General features: G+C 73.5%; 19 protein-coding genes. 7 read left to right on the top strand and 12 right to left on the bottom strand.

The features are described from left to right. Positions 1-68: 68 nt before the first annotated feature. The 5 genes from LQ327_RS28055 to LQ327_RS28035 form a co-directional block, all read right to left on the bottom strand. Positions 69-1,532 carry a hypothetical protein gene (locus LQ327_RS28055; RefSeq protein WP_230739113.1) on the bottom strand — a complete coding sequence of 488 codons (1,464 nt, stop codon included), beginning with the start codon at positions 1,530-1,532 and terminating at the stop codon, positions 69-71. An 89-nt stretch (positions 1,533-1,621) separates the two neighbouring features. Beyond that, positions 1,622-4,333 carry a DNA translocase FtsK gene (locus LQ327_RS28050; RefSeq protein WP_230739111.1) on the bottom strand — a complete coding sequence of 904 codons (2,712 nt, stop codon included), beginning with the start codon at positions 4,331-4,333 and terminating at the stop codon, positions 1,622-1,624. A 108-nt stretch (positions 4,334-4,441) separates the two neighbouring features. After that, entirely contained in the window at positions 4,442-5,209 is a 768-nt protein-coding gene (locus tag LQ327_RS28045) for a trans-aconitate 2-methyltransferase (RefSeq protein WP_230739109.1), read from the bottom strand. Beyond that, the gene (locus LQ327_RS28040) at positions 5,206-5,787 is read right to left on the bottom strand and encodes a phosphatase PAP2 family protein (RefSeq protein ID WP_230739107.1); all 582 of its coding nucleotides are present in this window, start codon (positions 5,785-5,787) and stop codon (positions 5,206-5,208) included. Before LQ327_RS28040 ends, LQ327_RS28045 begins: the two co-directional genes overlap by 4 nt. A gap of 15 nt (positions 5,788-5,802) precedes the next feature. Continuing rightward, on the bottom strand, positions 5,803-6,252 hold the full coding sequence (locus LQ327_RS28035; protein WP_230739104.1) for an anthrone oxygenase family protein: 450 nt from the start codon (positions 6,250-6,252) through the stop codon (positions 5,803-5,805). Between the two features lie 89 nt (positions 6,253-6,341). On the opposite strand from LQ327_RS28035, the gene LQ327_RS28030 reads away from it, so the two are divergent. Both LQ327_RS28030 and LQ327_RS28025 read left to right on the top strand, forming a co-directional pair. Then, on the top strand, positions 6,342-6,926 hold the full coding sequence (locus tag LQ327_RS28030; RefSeq protein WP_230739102.1) for a TetR/AcrR family transcriptional regulator: 585 nt from the start codon (positions 6,342-6,344) through the stop codon (positions 6,924-6,926). Between the two features lie 121 nt (positions 6,927-7,047). Then, complete coding sequence (locus LQ327_RS28025; RefSeq protein WP_230739100.1) at positions 7,048-7,431, top strand: NUDIX hydrolase; 384 nt, start codon at positions 7,048-7,050, stop codon at positions 7,429-7,431. Between the two features lie 48 nt (positions 7,432-7,479). Here LQ327_RS28025 and LQ327_RS28020 read toward each other — a convergent pair whose 3' ends face one another. From LQ327_RS28020 to thyX, 3 genes are all read right to left on the bottom strand, one after another. Then, positions 7,480-9,174 (bottom strand): ribonuclease J, encoded by a 1,695-nt coding sequence (locus tag LQ327_RS28020; protein WP_230739292.1) that lies wholly within the window; start codon positions 9,172-9,174, stop codon positions 7,480-7,482. A 443-nt stretch (positions 9,175-9,617) separates the two neighbouring features. Beyond that, positions 9,618-10,262, bottom strand: a complete 645-nt coding sequence (locus tag LQ327_RS28015) for a TIGR03085 family metal-binding protein (RefSeq protein WP_230739097.1) — start codon at positions 10,260-10,262, stop codon at positions 9,618-9,620. A gap of 29 nt (positions 10,263-10,291) precedes the next feature. Continuing rightward, positions 10,292-11,041: an FAD-dependent thymidylate synthase gene (thyX, locus tag LQ327_RS28010; RefSeq protein ID WP_230739095.1), complete on the bottom strand. Its 750-nt coding sequence runs from the start codon at positions 11,039-11,041 to the stop codon at positions 10,292-10,294. Positions 11,042-11,106: 65 nt separating this feature from the next. Here thyX and LQ327_RS28005 point away from each other — a divergent pair, with 65 nt between their 5' ends. From LQ327_RS28005 to LQ327_RS27995, 3 genes are all read left to right on the top strand, one after another. Further along, complete coding sequence (locus LQ327_RS28005) at positions 11,107-11,424, top strand: YrhK family protein (protein WP_230739094.1); 318 nt, start codon at positions 11,107-11,109, stop codon at positions 11,422-11,424. Positions 11,425-11,514: 90 nt separating this feature from the next. Continuing rightward, complete coding sequence (locus LQ327_RS28000; RefSeq protein WP_230739092.1) at positions 11,515-12,186, top strand: toxin-antitoxin system HicB family antitoxin; 672 nt, start codon at positions 11,515-11,517, stop codon at positions 12,184-12,186. Beyond that, positions 12,183-13,151: a DUF4097 family beta strand repeat-containing protein gene (locus tag LQ327_RS27995; RefSeq protein WP_230739091.1), complete on the top strand. Its 969-nt coding sequence runs from the start codon at positions 12,183-12,185 to the stop codon at positions 13,149-13,151. Before LQ327_RS28000 ends, LQ327_RS27995 begins: the two co-directional genes overlap by 4 nt. A gap of 125 nt (positions 13,152-13,276) precedes the next feature. Here the strand turns inward: LQ327_RS27995 and LQ327_RS27990 are convergent, their stop codons facing one another. Genes LQ327_RS27990 through LQ327_RS27980 form a run of 3 tightly spaced genes read right to left on the bottom strand, consistent with a single transcriptional unit; the run spans position 13,277 to position 16,719 of the window. Further along, on the bottom strand, positions 13,277-14,032 hold the full coding sequence (locus tag LQ327_RS27990; RefSeq protein ID WP_230739090.1) for a succinate dehydrogenase/fumarate reductase iron-sulfur subunit: 756 nt from the start codon (positions 14,030-14,032) through the stop codon (positions 13,277-13,279). 14 nt (positions 14,033-14,046) lie between these two features. Next, complete coding sequence (locus LQ327_RS27985) at positions 14,047-16,029, bottom strand: fumarate reductase/succinate dehydrogenase flavoprotein subunit (protein WP_230739089.1); 1,983 nt, start codon at positions 16,027-16,029, stop codon at positions 14,047-14,049. A 3-nt stretch (positions 16,030-16,032) separates the two neighbouring features. Further along, a complete protein-coding gene (locus LQ327_RS27980; protein ID WP_230739088.1) occupies positions 16,033-16,719 on the bottom strand; it encodes a succinate dehydrogenase cytochrome b subunit in 687 nt (228 codons plus the stop codon). A gap of 78 nt (positions 16,720-16,797) precedes the next feature. On the opposite strand from LQ327_RS27980, the gene LQ327_RS27975 reads away from it, so the two are divergent. Then, the gene (locus LQ327_RS27975) at positions 16,798-17,811 is read left to right on the top strand and encodes a LysR family transcriptional regulator (protein WP_230739087.1); all 1,014 of its coding nucleotides are present in this window, start codon (positions 16,798-16,800) and stop codon (positions 17,809-17,811) included. A gap of 92 nt (positions 17,812-17,903) precedes the next feature. On the opposite strand, the gene LQ327_RS27970 is transcribed toward LQ327_RS27975, so the two are convergent. After that, positions 17,904-19,154 (bottom strand): winged helix-turn-helix domain-containing protein, encoded by a 1,251-nt coding sequence (locus LQ327_RS27970; RefSeq protein WP_230739290.1) that lies wholly within the window; start codon positions 19,152-19,154, stop codon positions 17,904-17,906. A 110-nt stretch (positions 19,155-19,264) separates the two neighbouring features. Between LQ327_RS27970 and LQ327_RS27965 the strand changes: the two genes are divergently transcribed. Then, the gene (locus LQ327_RS27965; protein ID WP_230739086.1) at positions 19,265-19,534 is read left to right on the top strand and encodes a DUF8836 family protein; all 270 of its coding nucleotides are present in this window, start codon (positions 19,265-19,267) and stop codon (positions 19,532-19,534) included. Positions 19,535-19,569: the final 35 nt, after the last annotated feature.

Here is a 19,569-nt window from a genome sequence, read left to right as displayed (position 1 = left end):
GACTCCGTCGCCTGTGAGCAGTAATGGACGCTCCGGCGTCGATGAGTGCTCACCAGCGCGGAGCGCACCTACGCGGCGGCCACCGAGCCACCCGGCGGCGTCGACGGCTGCACCGGAGCGGGCACCGTCGCGGCGACCGGGAGCGAGACGCGCACGGAGAGCGCCTCCCGGCACGACGTCACCTCGACCGTCCCGCCCACCAGGGCGGCCCGCTCAGCGAGCGCGGCGGGCACCCGCCCGGGACGCGGCCCCGAGACCCGGGTGCGCCCGCAGGCGACCTCCAGGACGACGGCGTCGTCGCGGTGCTCCACGGTCACGCACGCCGCGTCCGGGCCGGGCCGGGACGCGAGCTCCGCGACGAGCTCGGCCAGCAGGCGCGCGGCGAGCAGTCCGACCTCCGGCCGGTCCCGCCCGGGCACGCCCCGCACGACCACCGACGGCGGACGTCCGCCGTGCCGCGCCGCGGGCTGGCCACCGAGGAGGGCGGCGTGCCGGGCCGAGGCCACGAGCACCGCGAGCCGACCCTCGTCGAGCACGGCGTCGACCTCCCCGACGAGGTGTCCCGGCTCGGCGTCGACGGCCGCGAGGGTCGGGAGCACCGCGGCGACCCGGTGCCGCGCGATGCGCCGGCGCCGCGGCTCGGAGGCGTCCGGCGCGGCGAGCACGGCCAGTTCGGCGGCGAGCGTGCGGTGGGTCGAGGCCGCCAGCCCGAGCCGGGCGTCGACGTCCCCGCGCGCCTGCTCGTCGAACGCGTGGAGCAGGTGGCCGCGGCCGACGGCGATCGCCCGGCGCCGCCGGTGCAGCCCGACCGCGTAGGCGGCCGCGAGCACGACCCCGAGCAGCAGGCACTCCCCCGGCTCCGGCGCGGCCTCGACGGGCAGGTCGACGGTGCCGGCCACGGCACCGGTGGTCGAGGCGGTCGTCGTCGCGAACGGCGCGGCGAGGGCGAGCACCCCGAGGACGGCGGCCAGCACCACCCCGGACGCGGCCGGCGGCGCGTGCCGGGCGGCCAGTGCGACGGCCACCGCCAGCCCGACGACGAGCAGCGGTTCGGCGGCGACGGTCGCGGGGAGCAGCACGACGACGAGCGCGGCCAGCGAGGCCGCCGCGGCTCCGAACAGGGTCCCGACGACGAGGCCTGCCGGGCGCAGTGCCTGCCCCCGGGTCGGGTCGGTGGGCCCGGCGGGAACCGGGAGCCCGCCGAGAGCGGCAGCACGGCGCGTGGCCCCGAGCGCGGCCCGGGCGTGACCCGCGACCGGCCCCCGGTCGCCGTCGTCGACCGGGATCTCGACCAGCCGGTGCAGGGCGTCGACGACGACCGCGCGCAGGTCGACGGCGATCCGCGCCCGCTCCCGGGTGACCGCGGGCGCGGCGGCGGGGTCGGGCCCGCCGAGGTCCTCGGGGAGCGGGAGGTCCTCCGCCCCGTCCACCTCCGGCCCGCTCCGGAGCAGCGCGTCGCCGAGCGCGGGGTCGGCGGGGTGCGGGGGCCGGTCCGTCGTGCCGACCGTCGCCCTGGGCTGCTGCTGCGCCATGTCCGCTCCCCTCGTCCATGGGATGTGCGGCGCAGCCTCGCAGAGCACCCCGGGCGCGCCGGAGGGACACGCGGACCCGATCAGGCGGGTTACTCCGGATAGCCACCATCGGGGTCGTCGTCGGCCTCAGGGACTCCGCCGCCGGCGTCGGAGGCGCTGCTCGGGGCGGGCTCGCCGCGCAGCGAGGCCATGAGATCGGCGAGCTCGTCCGGCTTGAACAGCACGTCGCGGGCCTTCGAGCCCTCGCTCGGCCCGACCACCCCGCGGGTCTCGAGCAGGTCCATGAGCCGCCCGGCCTTCGCGAACCCGACCCGCAGCTTGCGCTGCAGCATCGAGGTCGACCCGAACTGGCTGGTGACGATCAGCTCGGCCGCCTGCAGGAGCACCTCGAGGTCGTCCCCGATGTCCGGGTCGATCTCCTTCTTCTCGCCCGCGGCCTCGGTGGTCACCGAGTCGTCGTAGTCGGGCTCGGCCTGCTCCTTGCAGAAGTCGACCATCGCCGAGATCTCGTCGTCGCCGACGAAGGCGCCCTGCAGCCGGTTCGTCTTGCCGGCGCCCATCGGCAGGAAGAGCGCGTCGCCCATACCGATGAGCTTCTCGGCGCCGGGCTGGTCGAGGATGACGCGGCTGTCGGTGAGCGAGCTGGTGGCGAACGCGAGCCGCGACGGCACGTTGGTCTTGATCAGGCCGGTGACGACGTCGACGCTCGGCCGCTGCGTCGCGAGCACCAGGTGGATGCCGGCCGCGCGGGCCTTCTGCGTGATCCGCACGATCGCGTCCTCGACGTCGCGCGGGGCGGTCATCATGAGGTCGGCGAGCTCGTCGACGATCGCCATGATGTACGGGTAGGGCCGGTAGACCCGCTCGGAGCCGGGCGGCGCGGTGATCTCGCCCGAGCGCACCTTCTCGTTGAACACGTCGATGTGCCGCACGCGGTTGGCCTGCATGTCCGCGTAGCGCTGCTCCATCTCCTCGACCAGCCACTGCAGCGCGGTGGCGGCCTTCTTCGGCGAGGTGATGATCGGCGTGATCAGGTGCGGGATGCCCTCGTAGGGCGTCAGCTCGACCATCTTGGGGTCGATGAGGATCATCCGGACCTCGTCCGGGGTGGCCCGGGCGAGCAGCGAGACCAGCATCGAGTTGACGAAGCTCGACTTACCGGAACCCGTGGACCCGGCGACCAGCAGGTGCGGCATCTTCGCGAGGTTGGCCAGCACCATCTGGCCCTCGATGTCCTTGCCCAGCCCGATGACCATGGGGTGGGTCTCGCGGCGGGCGGTGCCACTGGTCAGGACGTCGGCGAGGCGCACCATCTCGCGGTCGGTGTTGGGCACCTCGATGCCGACGGCGGACTTGCCGGGGATCGGCGCGAGCAGCCGGACGTTCTCGGTCGCCGCCGCGTAGGACAGGTTCCGGTGCAGCTGGGTGATCTTCTCGACCTTCACCCCGTGGCCGAGCTCGACCTCGTAGCGGGTGACCGTCGGGCCGCGCACGAAGCCGGTGACCTGGGCGTCGACCTTGAACTGCTCCAGCACGCCGGTGATCGCCTCGATCATGGCGTCGTTCGCGGCGCTGCGGGCCTTCGGCGGCTCGCCCGCGGTGAGCAGGTCCGGCGGCGGCAGGTGGTAGACGACCTCGCCGTCGGCGCCCTCCGGGACCTCGCGGTGCGAGCTGAAGGACGTCGCGGCCTGCGGGTCGGTCTCCGAGTCCGGGGGGTCGACGACGGGCGGCGTCTCCGGGATCTCGGCCGCCGGCACCTTCTTGCGGCGCTTCGCCTTCGGCGGGGCGGGCTCGTCGGCCGGGGTGTCGGCGGGCGCCTCCTCGGCCGCGGGCGCCTGGCCGTCCCGGTGACGGGCGGGGTGCCCGGCGGCATCGTCCAGGTCCGGCTCGCTCGCGGCCTCGGCGTCGGCGCCCTTCTTGCGGCGGGGGCGGCGCAGCGCGGTGGTCTCGGCGTCGGCCTCGGGGGCCTCCCCCTCGATGTCGTCGACCCCGCCCCACTCGTCGTCGTACTCGTCGTCGAAGGGCTCCCCGGTGATCAGGCAGCGCACCCGGCGCGGGACGTCGCGGACCGGGGTCCCGGTGAGCACGAGCAGGCCGAACGCCGCCACGAGGACGAGGACGGGCATCGCGAGCCACACCGTGACGCCCGCGGTGATCGGGTCGGCGATCACGGCGCCGACCACGCCGCCGCCGGCCTGGCGACCGGCCAGCGTCGGAGGGGCACCCACGGACAGGTGCCAGACCCCGAGCACGCCGAGGCCCAGCAGCAGCGCCCCGACGACGGAGCGGGGACGGGTCTCCGGGTCCGGATCGGTGCGCAGGAGCAGGACGGCGACCCCGAGCAGGATCACCGGCACGGCGAGGGCCACCGAGCCCAGCACCGTCCGGAACGCGACCTCGATCCCCCACCCGACCGGCCCGCCGGCGTGCAGCCACAGCCCCGCCGCGGTGACCAGCGAGAGGATCACCAGCGCGAGCGCGATCCCGTCCCGGCGGTGGGCGGCGTCGATGTCACGGCCGCGGCCGACGGTGCGCGCCAGCGAGCCGAGCCCGCGGGCGGTCAGCGTCCAGACGCCCTGCAGACCGCGGACGATCGGGCCGGGACCTCGACGCGCCGGCTTGCGCGCGGGAGTCCGGCGCTTGGCCGGGGCCCTCCCCGTGGCCGGTGCCCGGCGACCCGATCCGCCCCGGCCCGTTCCCGACCGGGAGCGCGGCGCCGGCTGAGCCGACTCCACGGTGCGCTGCGGTGTGCGGCCCCGGGTGAGGGGTCGACTGCGCGCGGAGGTGTCGGTTCGGGCCATGCGTCTCACCGTAAACGGGAGACGGCACGCGTCACGGGAGCCACACGCGCCCAGCAGGTGCGCTTCGCGCATGTGAGCAGAAAGTGAGGCTATAGCGTCAATTAGTGCTCACGAGCGCGTCAGCGCACCTACGCAGAAGATCCGACGGAACGGGAACCAGGTGGAGCCGTCGGCGCGTTGCGGGTAGGCCTCGCGCAGCCGGGGGGCGAGCTCGGCGGTGTAGGCCGCGTAGTCGGCGTCGGAGAGTGCGTCGCGGACCGGGCGCAGCGCGGTGCCGGAGATCCAGTGCAGCACCGGGTCCTCCCCGGTGAGGCGCTGCAGATAGGTCGTCTCCCACACGTCCACCGCGCTCGCCCCGGCCGCGGCGATGTCGTCGGCGTAGTCGGCCGGCTCGGCCACCGTGGCGGCGTCGCGCAGCGGCACGCCGAACCGGTCGGCCACCTCCCGGGCCAGGACGTGCGACGGCGCGGTGAAGTTGCCGGGCACCTGCATGGCGAACCAGCCCCCGGCCGGCAGCGCCCCGACCCAGCGCCGCAGCAGGTCGCGGTGCCCCGGCACCCACTGCAGGACGGCGTTCGTGACGATGACGTCGACGTCGTCGGCCGGCGTCCACGTCCCGACGTCCGCCTGCACCGCGTCGACCCCGCGACCGCGTGCCGCGGCGACCATGTCCGGCGACGAGTCGAACGCGCTCACCCGGGCGTCCGGCCACCGGGCCGCCAGCACCCGGGTGAGGTGCCCCGGCCCGCACCCGGCGTCGACCACGTGGACCGGGTCGTGCGCCCCGATCCGTGCGAGCAGGTCCGCGAACGGCCGTGAGCGGAGGTCGTCGAAGTCGAGGTAGAGGTCCGGGTCCCAGGTGGTCGCGCTCGTCACGGCAGGGACGCTACGCCCGCGATCAGCAGCACGGCCCCCGTGACGCCCGCCCCGAGGACGCACCCGACGACGACCTGCGCGACCGTGTGCGCGGTCAGCCGCAACCGCGCCCAGGCCACCACCGGCACCGCGAGCCAGGACAGCGCCCACCATCCGCCGCCGAGCAGCGTCAGCACGCAGGCCGCCGCCCCGACCACCGCGACGTGCAGGCTGACCTTCCACGCCAGCGTCACGGCCGTCACCACGAGCACCGTCACGAGCACGGCCACCTGCAGCGCGACGATCGCCCGCGGCGCGCCCGCGAACCCCAGCACCGCCAGCCCGACGAGCACCGAGGCCGCCGACAGTCCCAGCGGCACCGCCCGCTGCTCGCGCCGGGACAGGTGGTGGTCGGTGTAGCGGCCCCGCCGCACCCCGACGTCCACGATCGCCGCCGGGATCGCGACCGTGAACACCATCCCGACCAGCGACCACCCGACGCCGGGCCACCCGGCCGCGAGCGCGCCCACCACCGGGTAGAGCACCGCGAGCAGCACCGTCGGCGAGCTCACCTGGGAGATCCGGGTCGCGGCCAGCACCGGCACAGTCTGCCCTCACGCCGCGAGCAGCCCGACCGCCACCAGCGCGAACGCCGCGACCAGCAGGGCGACCCGGCCGTAGTGCAGGCGGTCCCAGCGACCCACCTGGGCGCGCCAGTCGGTCGGTGCGTTCCCGGCGCTCCAGGTCTTCACGCGGTCGTTGATCGGCACCAGCAGCGTGACCGACGCGATGACCGCCACCACCAGCAGCGCCATCGCCACGACGACGGGGACGGTCACCGGACCGCCCCACGCCAGCACGAGCCACGCGACGCCCAGCACGACCGATCCGACGTACCAGAACGGCATGACCCGCCCGAGCACCCGAGCCCCGTCGCTGCGGGCAGCGAGCCCGGCGTCCCCGGGCAGGCGGTCGAACATCGGGTTGACGAACACCGCCACCGCGAGCTCGACCCCGACGAGCAGTCCCACCGCCACCACCGTGACGACACCAAGCACGTCCATGACGCCTCCTCGAGTTCTAGCACTGCTAGTTCGACTGCCGACGCTAGACGAACGTCGCTTGAATTTCTAGCACTGCTAGAGTCGACACCGTGACGACCCAGGACCGCAAGGAACGGGAGCGCGCCGACCGGCACGGCCGGATCGTCGCCGCCGCCCGCGAGCTCGCCGAGGACCAGGGCTGGGACGCGGTGACCACCCGGCGGCTCGCGGACCGGATCGAGTACTCGCAGCCCGTGCTCTACGGCCACTTCCCCGGCGGCAAGGACGCGATCGTCGCGGCGGTCGCCGTCGAGGGCTTCGCCGAGCTCGCGACGACGCTGCGCGCCGCGGTCACCGGTGCCGGCCCGGGGCGCCGCCCCGCCGTCGCCGCGCTGGCCACCACCTACCTGGACTTCGCCGCGCAGCACCCGGCCACGTACACGGCGATGTTCGACCTGGCCGCGCTGCCGTTCGCCCGCGACGACACCCCGGGCCCGCTGCTGGAGGGCTTCGCGGTCCTGCGCGACACGCTGGCCCCCACGACGACGGGTGACCCGGGCCGGTACGCCGAGCTCGGGTGGGCCACCCTGCACGGGCTCGCGACCCTAGCCCGCGCCGGACGGCTCTCCCCCGACGACGACGGCGAGCGGCTCACCCTCGCCGTCGACCTCCTGACACCGTCCGACGGTCCATGATCGCGACGACCGTGACGGACCGTTCGGTCCCCACCCACCTCCCTCACTCGGGAGTCGATCACGCGTCGGTTCCCGGTCCGGCGACCCGCTCCGGTCGCGACGAGCGTGGTAAGCAGACGCCGTGAGCCGGGAGAACCACCTCGTGCTGGCGGTCGTGACCGCCGGGCCCGGCCTGCTGCTGGTCCACCGCCCCGGCGAGACCCCGCCCGCGGTGCTGCCCGGCGGACGCCCCGAACCGCGCGAGACGCCGGGGGCCACCGCCGAGCGCGGCTGCGAGGAGGAGACCCGGGTGCGCATCCGGGCCGGCCGCCAGCTCGGCCGGATGGTGGTCGACGGGATCGCGACGACCTACGTCGCGGCCCGCCCGGTCACCGAGCCGCCGGTCGGCGAGGTCGCGGTGAGCCTGCAGGTCGCCTGGTACCGCCTCGAGCAGGTCGACCTCGTGCTCCCCGAGCTCTGGCCCCCGGTGCGCCAGTATCTGGAGAAGGCGCTCCGCGCCATGTGAACGAATGTGGTCGTCATGGCGACCACATCCACTCACATGGGCTTCGCCCTATACCGGCAGCACCGTCGGGACGATCATCGGCCGGCGGCGGTAGGTCTCGCCGACCCACTTGCCGACCACCCGGCGGACCGCCTGTGCGATGCGGTGGGTGTCGGTGATCCCCTCGGCCTCGGTGCGCGCGAGCTCCATCTCCACCAGGGAGACGACGTTCTCGAGTGCCTTCGGGTCGTCGGAGAACCCCCGTCCGGAGATCCGCGGGGGCGCCACCGCGCGTCCGGTCGCCGCCTCGACGGCCACCGTGATCGCGATGAAGCCGCCCTCGCCGAGCACCAGCCGGTCGGACAGCGTCGTCTCGCCGACGTCGCCGACCTGGTTGCCGTCCACGTAGACGTGCCCGACCTCGACGCGCCCGGCGATCGCGGCCTGCTTCTCGACGACGTCCACGACGACGCCGTCCTCGGCGATGACGACGTTCTTCGCCGGGATGCCGACGCGCTTCGCGATCTCGGCGTTGGCGCGCAGGTGGCGCCACTCGCCGTGCACCGGCATGACGTTGCGCGGGCGGAGCGCGTTGTAGAGGAACAGCAGTTCCCCGGCGCTCGCGTGCCCCGAGACGTGGACCTTCGCGACGCCGGAGTGGACCACCTCGGCGCCGAGCCGGGTCAGGCCGTTGATCACGGCGAAGACCGCGGTCTCGTTGCCGGGGATCAGCGACGAGAGCAGGACGACCGTGTCGCCCGGGGTGATCGTGATCTGCCGGTGGTCACCGCGGGCCATGCGGCCGAGCGCCGAGAGCGGCTCACCCTGCGAGCCGGTCGAGACCAGCACGACATCCTTCTCCGGCATCTGCAGCGCGTCGTCGAGGTCGACGAGCAGCCCCTCGGGGATGTCGAGCAGGCCCAGGTCGGCCGCTATCCCCATGTTCCGGACCATCGAGCGGCCGGTGAAACAGACCTTGCGCTTGTGCTTCTGCGCCGCGTTGAGCACCTGCTGGACGCGGTGTACGTGGCTGGCGAAGCAGGCGACGATCAGCCGGCTCGGGGCCCGGCGGAACACGTCGTCGATCACCGGCGCGATGTCGCGCTCCGGGGTCACGAAGCCCGGGACCTCGGCGTTCGTCGAGTCGACGAGCAGCAGGTCCACGCCCTCGTCGCCGAGCCGGGAGAACCCGGCCAGGTCGGTGAGGCGGCCGTCGAGCGGGAGCTGGTCGAGCTTGATGTCCCCGGTGTGCAGCACCGTGCCGCCGGGCGTGCGGACGGCGACGGCGAGGGCGTCGGGGATGGAGTGGTTGACCGCGAAGAACTCGAGGTCGAACGTCCCGATGTGGTTGCGCTCGCCCTCGCGGACCTCGAGCAGGTGCGGGGTGAGGCGGTGCTCCTTGCACTTCGCCTCGACCAGGGCGAGCGTGAACCGGGACCCGACGACGAGCAGGTCCGGCTTCTGGCGCAGCAGGAACGGCACCGCGCCGATGTGGTCCTCGTGCCCGTGGGTGAGCACCAGGGCGTCGATGTCGTCGAGCCGGTCCTCGATGGTCCGGAAGTCCGGCAGGATGAGGTCGACGCCGGGCGACTCCTCGCTCGGGAAGAGCACACCGCAGTCGACGACGAGCAGCCGCCCGCCGTACTCGAACACGGTCATGTTCCGGCCGACCTCGCCGACGCCGCCGAGCGCCACGACGCGCAGCGCGCCCTCGGCGAGCGGCTTCGGCGGGACGTCGGCGACGGCGCCGGAGGTCTGCGGCACCGACTGGGTCGGCACGCCGGAGCCCTGCCCGCAGTCGTGCTTCTCGTGCCCGGGGTCGGCGCCGTTCTTGCTCTGCTCACCCTGGTTCGGGGAGCTCTGGTTGCCGCCGTTGCCCCGGCGGCGCTGTGCGGTCGATCGGCTCACCGGGTCACCCCGGTGGGGTTCTCGCTGGGAATGGGTTCCTCCTGGTCACAGGGCGTCGCCCGGCACGACCTCGTGTCGCGGGGCGCTCGCCCACGGGTGCGACCCGTCGTGGGCCGCGGGGATGTCTCGAGCGGCAGAGCGCGCTCCGGGCGCGAGTCGAGCACCGACCCCCTGAGGGGGCGAGGTGCGATCGGCGGGCGTACTCATGCCATGGTCAATGTACCGCTCGTGCGATGGGGCGGGTGATGGTGGAGGGGCACGACGCCACCGACGGGGCACTCGGGGCCGCCGTGGGCGACCTAGAGCCCCCGGTCGGTGGCCTGCACGCTCGCGACGTCGGCCGGTTCGCCCTGCCAGGCCACGACGCACTCGTCGCGCCCGCTGGCGAACATCACCAGCTCGTCCGGCTCACCGACGATCGTGACGGTGCGCGGGCCGCTCTTCACCGCGTGCTCGCGCCCGTCCGGGGCCTGCAGCGTCACGCCCACCGGGCCGGCGCGGAACGCGAGCCGGCCGAGCATCCCGAGCTGGCGCCACAGCAGGGCGTCCCGGTCCGGGTCCGGTGGCCGCGGCGACCAGCCGTCGACCGCGCGCCGCACGTCCTCGTGGTGGATGAAGTACTCCTGGACGTCCACGCCGGCCAGGAACGGCAGCGCCATCGGGCTCCACGACGGCGGGCCGCTGCGGATCAGCGCGACGTTCGCCCCGAAATCGCGCCGCGCGGCCTGGGACTGCACGCGCTCGGTCCAGAAGGCCAACGGGGGGATCATGATGCCGGGCGCCGCGTCGGGTCGACGCTCCCGGACGACGAGGTGGGCGAGCAGGTCGTTCGTCGTCCACTCGCCGCACAGCGTCGGTTCGTCGGGCCCGCGCTCGAGGAACAGGTCGGCGAGGGCGTTGCGCTCGGCGGCGGCCACGTCGGCGGCGGACCGGACAGCACTCATGGATGCCTGCTACCCGCTGAGCCCGCGGATCACCCCTCGGCGACGAACGGGCTCGACGCGACCCGGGAGCCGCTCGGCAGCTCGCTGATCTCGAAGTCGGCGAACACGTTCGGCACCTCGGCCTGCAGCGCCTCGAGGCACATCACCGCGAGGTCGCGGATCTCCACGTCGGCGTGCTCGGAGGCCCGCATGGCGATGAAGTGCCGCCACGCCCGGTAGTTGCCGGTGACGACGATGCGGGTCTCGGTGGCGTTCGGCAGCACCGCGCGGGCCGCCTGCCGGGCCTGCTTGCGGCGCAGCGTGCGGTTGGGCTCGTCGGCGAAGCGCTCCTCGAGGCCCGCGAGCAGCTTCTCGTAGGAGGCCAGCGCGGCCTCGCCCGCCTCGGTGAAGAGCTGGTGCAGCTCGGGGTCGTCCGCGATCACGTCGGGCTCGACCATCGCGGCGTCGCGCTCGGGCACGTAGCGCTGCGAGAGCTGCGAGTAGGAGAAGTGGCGGTGGCGGATCAGCTCGTGGGTGAGGCTGCGCGACATCCCGGTGAGGTAGAAGCTCACGCTCCCGTGCTCGAGCACGGAAAGGTGCCCGACCTCGAGGATGTGGCGCAGGTAGCCGGCGTTCGACGCCGTCGCCGGGTTCGGCTTGGTCCACGACTGATAGCAGGCCCGCCCCGCGAACTCGGCGAGCGCCTGCCCCCCGTCGGCGTCCGTCTCCCACGGCACCCCGGCCGGCGGCAGGAACTCGGTCTTCGCGATCAGCGTCACCTGCGGTCCCACGGTCTCCACGCCCGACACGGTATCCGCTCGTCCGTGGTGATCCGGCGCTCCCGCTCCGGGGTACCAACCCGATCATGGCCAAGCCGGTGAGCGACGACCCCGACGACCCGAACATCACGATGACCCTCGCCGGGCGCGTGATCACCATCCGCGACCGCTACGAGACGGCGAGCATCGTCAACGACGCGCTGATCGCGGTGGAGTTCCTCGTCGGGTCGTTCTTCTTCTTCGAGGGCGTGCCGTCGTCCGCGAAGGACGTCGGGGTGTGGCTCTTCGTGGTCGGCTCGGCCCAGCTCGCGATCCGGCCCGCCATCCGGCTCTCCCGACGGTTCACGCTGCGCCGGATGGCGAGCGGCGGCAAGGACTACCACGAGAGCTCCGACGACTTCTGACATCAGCGTGACACCATGACGGTGTTCGCCCAGCGCTGACATGACACCAATCGCTTGTCGTGGTGTCGCAATGGTGTCACTGTGGTGCCCATGGACCTCACGCCCTATGTCACCGCCCTGCGGGACGACCTCGCCGCCGCGGCGTCGGTGGGCGACGAGCAGACCGCCCGGGCCGGCACCGCGCTGGCCGGGGCCCTCGAGCCCGCCGTTCGCCTCGCCCTCATGAACGCGCTCTCCGACCTCGCCGCGGAGATCTCCGACTCCCTCGACGACCACTCCGTCTCGCTGCGCCTCCGGGGCCGCGAGGTCGACGTGGTCGTCGACCGCTCCGCCGCCGAGGAGCCGGCCGAGGAGGAGGCGCCGGCGGGCGGCTTCTTCGCCGGGCCGTCGTCGAGCCCGTTCGTCGGGCCCGGCGGGGCGTTCCGGCGCCCGGGCTTCGATCACCCCGGGTTCGGCCGGCCGAGCGCCGGACCCGGCGACATGGGCGACATCTCCCGGATGACCCTCCGGCTCGTCGACCAGATCAAGGGCCAGGCCGAGCAGGCCGCCGCCGCCCAGGGCATGTCGCTCAACTCGTGGATCTCGCAGGCCGTGCAGGGAGCCCTGCACGACTCGTGGGGGCACGGGCGGGGCCGCGGACGCGGTTGGGACAAGCACGGCTGGGACGGTCCGGGCTCCGACGACGAGCCGCGGAACCGGCCGTCGTCGTCGGGTGACGACGACGAGGGCGACTCCGGCGTGTCGGGGTGGGTTCGCGGATGAGCGCGCCGAGCAGGACCGAGCGTCACGACGTCGAGGGCCCGGTCGACGTCGTCGTCGAGATCGACGCCGGGCGGGTCGACGTCCGGTTGGACCAGCGGCCGGAGACCTCGACCGACGCCTCCCCCGCCGAGCTGCGCGTCGAGGTGACCGCCGATCCCGAGGGGGCGCCCGGCTGGGTCCGGGGACTCGCGGGCCTGGTGGACGCCGCGGGCGGGCTCGAACGGCGCTTCGGGTTCGACCTCGGCGCCATGGCCGGGCTCGGCGTCCGGCCCGGGGAGGACCCCGAGGAGCGGGCCCGACGCGCGGTCGACGCCGTCGAGATCACCCTCGCCGACGGGCGGCTGTCCGTCCGCGGCCCCCGCGAGGTGGCGCTGCGGGCCGTCCCGCTCGCGGTGACCGTGCACGCCCCGGCGGGGTCCGGGGTGGCGGTGCGCGCCGGAGCCGCGCCCGTCGACGTCGCCGGGCGCCCGGGTGCGGTGGAGATCGGGACCACCGGCAGCGTCAGCGTCTCGGAGCTCACCGCCCGCAGTGCGATCCGCTGCGGGGCCGGGGACGTCTCCGTCGGCCGGGTCGGCGGCGTCCTGAAGGTCAAGGGCGGCGCCGGGGACATCACCCTCGACGAGGTCCTCGCCTCGACCGAGGTCGTGACCGGCAGCGGGTCGGTCGCGGTCGCCCGGGTCGCCGCGGACCTCGCGGTGCGGGCCGGCAGCGGTGACGTCACCGTCCGGGACGCCTCCGCGGGCGACCTGGACCTCTCGACGGGCGCGGGCTCGGTGCGGGTCGGGGTGCACTCCGGGGTCGACGCCTCGGTCGACCTGCGCTCGGCCGCGGGCTCGGCCTCGTCGGACCTGCCGGTGAGCAGCAGCCGCCCCGAGGGCACCACGACCGAGACGGTGGTCCCGCTGCGCATCCGCGGGCGGGCCGCGGCGGGCAACGCCCGGGTGAGCACGGCCTCGTCGTCGTAACCACCCGGCCGGCGCCGGCACCCGGCCCCGGTGGCACCCCCCAAAGCCACGAACGGCTCGTTCGTCACCTTCGAAGGTGACGAACGAGCCGTTCGTGCGTTCGGAGCGAGGTCCGCGGAGCAGCGCTAGTCCGCGCGGGCCCCGGACAGGGTCGCGCCCAGCACGTCGTGGTTGAGCCGCGAGATCGACGCCAGCGGGATGCCCTTGGGACACACCTCGGCGCACGCACCGACGTTGGTGCACCCGCCGAAGTCGAGCTCGTCCTGCTTGGCGAGCATGTTGATCGCGCGGGTCGCCCGCTCCGGCTGCCCCTGCGGGAGCAGGCCGAGATGGGTGACCTTGGCGGCGGTGAACAGCATCGAGCTGCCGTTCGGGCACGCCGCCACGCAGGCGCCGCAGCCGATGCAGGTCGCGGCGTCGAAGGCGTCGTCGGCGGAGACCTTGTCCACCGGCGTCGCGTGGGCGTCCGGCGCCGATCCGGTGTTGACACTGACGTAGCCGCCGGACTGGATGATCTGGTCGAACGCCGACCGGTCGGTCACCAGGTCCTTGATCACCGGGAACGCCCGCGCCCGCCACGGCTCGACGTCGATGGTGTCGCCGTCGGAGAAGTGCCGCATGTGCAGCTGGCACGTCGTGGTGTTCTTCTGCGGGCCGTGCGGGACCCCGTTGATGACCATCGCGCACGAGCCGCAGATGCCCTCGCGGCAGTCGTGGTCGAACGAGACCGGGTCCTCGTCGTCGAGGGTCAGCTTCTCGTTCAGCACGTCGAGCATCTCGAGGAACGACATGTCCTCGTCGACGTCGTCGAGGTGGTACTTGACCATCTTGCCCTTGGTGTCGGCGTTCTTCTGACGCCACACCCGCAGGGTGAGCTTCATCGTCTGATGCCCTCCTACTTGTAGCTGCGCTGGCTCGGGTGGACGTAGGAGAAGTCGAGGTCCTCCTTGTGCAGGGTCGGCCTGCCGCCATGGCCGTCACCGCCCCACTCCCACGCCGCGACGTACGAGAAGTTCTCGTCGTCCCGCGCCGCCTCGCCGTCCTCGGTCTGGTGCTCGACGCGGAAGTGGCCGCCGCACGACTCCTCGCGGTGCAGCGCGTCGAGGCACATGAGCTCCGCGAGCTCCATGAAGTCGGCCACGCGGCCGGCCTTCTCCAGCGACTGGTTGAGGCCGTCCCCGGTCCCGACGATCTTGACGTCGCGCCAGAACTCCTCGCGCAGCGACGGGATCCGGTCGAGGGCCTTCTCCAGACCCTCCTTGCTGCGGGCCATGCCGCACTGGTCCCAGACGAGCTGGCCCAGCTCGCGGTGGAACGAGTCGACGGTGCGGTTGCCGTTGGCCGAGAGCAGCTTGTCGATGCGCTCCCGGGTCGACTCCACCGCCTCGACCACGGCCGGGTGGTCGTCTCCCACCGGCTCGAAGGGGGCGTCGGCGAGGTAATCGGCCACCGTCGTCGGGAGGATGAAGTAGCCGTCCGAGAGCCCCTGCATCAGCGCGGACGCGCCGAGCCGGTTGGCGCCGTGGTCGGAGAAGTTGGCCTCGCCGCCCACGAACAGGCCCGGGATGGTCGAGCGGAGGTCGTAGTCGACCCAGAGCCCGCCCATCGTGTAATGGATCGCGGGGTAGATGCGCATCGGGACCTGGTACGGATCGTCCCCGGTGATGCGCTGGTACATCTCGAAGAGGTTCCCGTACTTGGCCTCGACGGCGTGGCGCCCCAGACGCTCGATCGCGTCGGAGAAGTCCAGGTACACGCCGAGCCCGCCGGGCCCGACGCCGTACTCGGCGTCGCACATGTTCTTCGCGGCGCGCGAGGCGATGTCGCGCGGGACCAGGTTGCCGAACGCCGGGTACTGGCGCTCGAGGTAGTAGTCCCGCTCGTCCTCGGGGATCTCGTTGGGCGGGCGCTGATCGCCGCGCTCCTTCGGGACCCAGACGCGGCCGTCGTTGCGCAGCGACTCCGACATCAGGGTCAGCTTCGACTGGTAGTCGCCGCTGACCGGGATGCAGGTCGGGTGGATCTGGGTGTAGCAGGGGTTCGCAAACAGCGCGCCCCGCCGGTGCGCCCGCCAGGCAGCGGTGACGTTGGAGCCCTTGGCGTTGGTCGAGAGGTAGTAGACGTTGCCGTAGCCGCCGGTGCAGAGCACGACGGTGTCGGCGGTGTACGTCTCGATCTCGCCGGTCAGGACGTTGCGGGTGACGATCCCGCGGGCCCGCCCGTCGACCACGATGAGGTCGAGCATCTCGGTGCGCGGGTGCATCTCGACGGTGCCGGCCGCGACCTGGCGCTCGAGGGCCGAGTAGGCGCCGAGCAGCAGTTGCTGCCCCGTCTGGCCCCGCGCGTAGAACGTCCGCGAGACCTGCGTGCCGCCGAACGAGCGGGTGTCGAGCAGGCCCGAGTACTCGCGGGCGAACGGCACGCCCTGCGCGACGCACTGGTCGATGATGTTCAGGCTGTTCTCGGCGAGCCGGTGCACGTTCGACTCGCGCGACCGGAAGTCGCCGCCCTTGACGGTGTCGTAGAACAGGCGGTGCACCGAGTCGCCGTCGTTGCGGTAGTTCTTCGCGGCGTTGATGCCGCCCTGCGCGGCGATGGAGTGCGCGCGCCGGGGCGTGTCCTGGAAGCAGAACGACTTGACGTGGTAGCCCGCCTCGCCGAGCGTCGCGGCGGCGGCGCCACCGGCCAGACCGGTCCCGACGACGATGACGCTCATCTTGCGACGGTTCGCCGGGTTCACCAGGCGCGCGGAGAACTTCCGGTCGTCCCAGCGGTCACCGATCGGGCTGTCGGGCGACCGGTCGTCGGCGATCGGCTCGCCGAGCGCGTAGCGGCCCTCGCCCTGCGTGGCCGTGGGTTCCTGCTGCAGCTCAGACATTCCTCACCTCACCAGGCCGAACATGACGGACAGCGGAATGATCGCGAAGCCGACGGCGATGACGACCCCGACGGTCACCGAGAACGCCTTCAGAGAGTGCTGGCGGACGGCGCTGTTGCCGCCCAGGGTCTGGACGGCCGACCAGAGGCCGTGACTGATGTGGAAGCTCAGCGCGACCATCGCGACGATGTAGAAGATCGCCACGACGGGCCGGTCGAAGCTCGCGACGAGCTTCTCGTAGGCGCCGCCGGCCGGATCCGGGTTCACCGTGCCCGTGGTCAGGTCGAGGATGTGCCAGATCACGAACAACAGGATGATCACCCCGCCCCAGCGCATGGTCCGGGCGGCGTAGCTGCCCTGGGGGCTGCGGTGCTGGTAGCCGACCGGACGGGCCCGCTTGGCGCGGTACCAGAGCGAGAACGCGGCGGCCATGTGGAGCAGCACCGAGGCGATCAGCACGACGCGGATGATCCACAGGACCCCGCCGTAGCCGAAGATCTCTGCCCCGAGGGTCCGCAGGTGCTCGGAGTACGCGTCGAAGGTCTCCTGGCCAAAGAAGATCTTCAGGTTGCCGATCATGTGGGTGATGACGAACAGCAAGAAGATCACGCCCGTCACGGCCATGACGGACTTCTTGCCGACGGACGATCCCCACGTCCTCGTGACGATGTTGCGCTGGGTCAGGACCACGGGCGACACGCTAGGCCGGTGAACACGCCGACGGCCAATGCATGCAACTCGGTCGGACGATGCTCTTAAGCTATCGGCGTGACCCTCAAACAGCTCGTCTACTTCCTGGCGGTCGCGGACTCGGGACGGTTCGTGCAGGCAGCGGGCGAGGTACGGATCGCGCAACCGACGCTGAGCCGGCAGATCCAGGCACTCGAAGATGATCTCGGCGAGACCCTGTTCACACGGGGTCGGGATCACGTCACACTCACAGCGGCGGGTGAGACGTTGCTGCCGCTGGCGCGGCGCATCGTGGCCGACGTCGAGACCGCCCGCCTGGAGATCGCCGAGCTCGCCGGGCTGCGCCGCGGGCGGCTGCGGGTGGGCGCGACGCCGAGCCTGTGCGTCGGGGTCGTCGCGGACGTCCTGGCCGTCTTCCACGCCAGCTACCCGGGCATCTCGCTGCAGATCAGCGAGGGCGGGTCCCAGGATCTGGTGGCCGACCTCGAGGACGGCCAGCTCGACCTGGCGCTGGTCATCCACCAGCAGAACCGGGGGGTCGCGGCGGCGGCCGGTGCGGGGCCCACCCGTGGTGCCACGTCGGGATCGGGGGACTCCACCCTGCGACTCACCCCGGTGCTGCGCGAGGAGCTCGTCGCCGTCTCCGCGACCGGCGGCCAGGTCGGTCTCGACGAGGCCCTGGGCGACCACGCCGGCATCGTCGAGCTCGCCCGCCACCCGCTGGTGGTCAACCGGCCCGGCTACGAGCTGCGCGAGGTGGTCCTCTCCGCCTGTGCCGCGGCGGGCGTGACCCCGCGGATCGCCGTCGAGGGCGGCGAGATGGACGCGGTGCTCCGGATGGTCGAGCGCGGGCTGGGCGTGGCGATCGTCCCGAGCCTCGTGCTGGCCGGGCGCCCCGGACTGCGCACCACGCGCCTCGACGGCTCCGGCTGGACGCATCGCACGATCGCGCTCGCGCACCGCACCGACGTCGCGCCGACCCGCGCCGCCGAGGCGTTCCGGGAGACCCTGCTCGCCGTGCTCGCGCGGACCTCACGCACCGGCGCGCTGCCGCCCGGGGTGCGGTTCATCCACTCGTCGTCGACGGGGTGAGCCTTCGCCGGCGCCGCTGATCAGGAGCACGTCAGGCATCCGCCGAGCGCCTCGAGCTTGCTCGACGTGCCCCTCGTCGACGCGTGACGCGTTCAGCCGGCCTCGGGGTACGCCAGCGCCCGCGAGAGGGCCGGCGCGAGCGGGCCGCCCTCGACCACGACGTCGTCCACCCCGAGCCACGCCGCCATCTCCCACAGCGCGCCGGCCATCTCGATCGCCACGTGGTCCTCGTCGGCGCCGCGCTCGACGCACTCCGGCTCGGCGAACGCCCCCGGCACGCGCAGCACCCCGGCCGCCCGGTCGGTCTTGAGGTCGACGCGGCCGACCAGCTGCCCGTCGAGCAGGAACGGGAAGACGTAGTAGCCGTGGGTGCGCTGCTCGGCGGGGGTGTAGATGCCGATGCGGTAGGTGAAGTCGAAGATCCGCTCGGTGCGGGGGCGGAACCACACCAGCGGGTCGAACGGGGCCAGCAGCGCGCGTCCGGTCACCTTCCGCGGCACCCGCGCCCCCGCCGCGCGGTAGGCGGGCGCGTCCCAGCCCTTGACCTCGACCGGGGTCAGCTCTCCCGCGTCGACGAGCTCGGCCACCGCGGCGCGACTCTCCGCGGGCGGGAGACGGTAGTGGTCGCGCAGGTCCGGCTCGGTCGCCACGCCCAACGCGACGGCGGCCTTGCGCGTGAGCTCGCGCATCGCCTCGCCGCGGTCCGGGTCGCGCGCGAGCACGTCGGCCGGCAGCACGTCCTCGGTCACCGCGTAGGCGCGACGGAAGCCGCGCCGGGTCCCCGTCGTCAGGACCCCGGTGGCGAACAGGTGCTCGCACGCGACCTTGACGTCCGAGCGGTGCCACCAGCCGCCGTGCGCGCGGGCCCGGCGCTCGCCGCCGTCGCCGAGCACCTGCTCGACCTCGCGGGCCTCGAGCGGGCCGTGCGCGGCGATCGCGTCGTGCACCGCGTCGAGGACGTCCGGCCGGTTGTCCAGCGCGTTGCCGAGCCACCGGCTGGTGCGCGCGGCGTTGTCCCGCATCCGCCAGCGCAGCAGCGGCCAGTCCTCGACCGGCAGCAGGCTCGCCTCGTGCGCCCAGAACTCCACGAATGCCCGACGCCGCCGGTCGGCCCCGGTCAGCGGCCAGGCCAGCGCGTCGAGCGCGTCCCGGTCGTACGGCCCGAGCCGGGCGAACGGCGGCGCGTAGTGCGCCCGCACGGCCACGTTCACCGAGTCCAGCTGCAGCAGTCCGAGCCGCCGGACGAGCCGCTTGAGCGCGCCCCGGTCCGGGGTCGATCCCCTAGCCGGCGCATCCAGTCCCTGAGCGGCCAGCGCCGCCCGCCGCGCGACCGCCGCGCCCATCCGCTCCGGAGCCCCTGCCACGCCGGTGATCGTGCCAGCCACCCCTGACAACGACGGGAATCGAGGCCCTCACACCGGCGTTGACCAGGGAGAACAGTGAAGGAGTACCCATGATCGGGGACCGTGTCGAGATCGTCGTGGACGCCGGTGGCACCACGCGCAGCTGGGACGTGGAGGCGACCCGGGCGGGTCGTCGGGTGGAGATCGCGCACGGGCGCGGCGTCGTCGAGGTCAGCGAGGTGACGCGCGGCGGCACCCCGGTGCGCACCGCGCGCTTCATGTCCTCCCGGGTGCTGGCGCTCGTCGAGCACCCGGCGTCCGCCAAGGTGCGCCTCGCCGACGACGAGCCGCCCGCCCTGCCGTTGCCGCGACCGGCCTGAGGCCCGGCCGCGCCCGGCCTGAGGCCCGGCCGAGC

The sequence above is a fragment of the Actinomycetospora endophytica genome, assembly GCF_021026375.1.
GTDB lineage: Bacteria > Actinomycetota > Actinomycetes > Mycobacteriales > Pseudonocardiaceae > Actinomycetospora > Actinomycetospora endophytica.
This window is presented reverse-complemented; position numbering and strand designations above follow the sequence as displayed.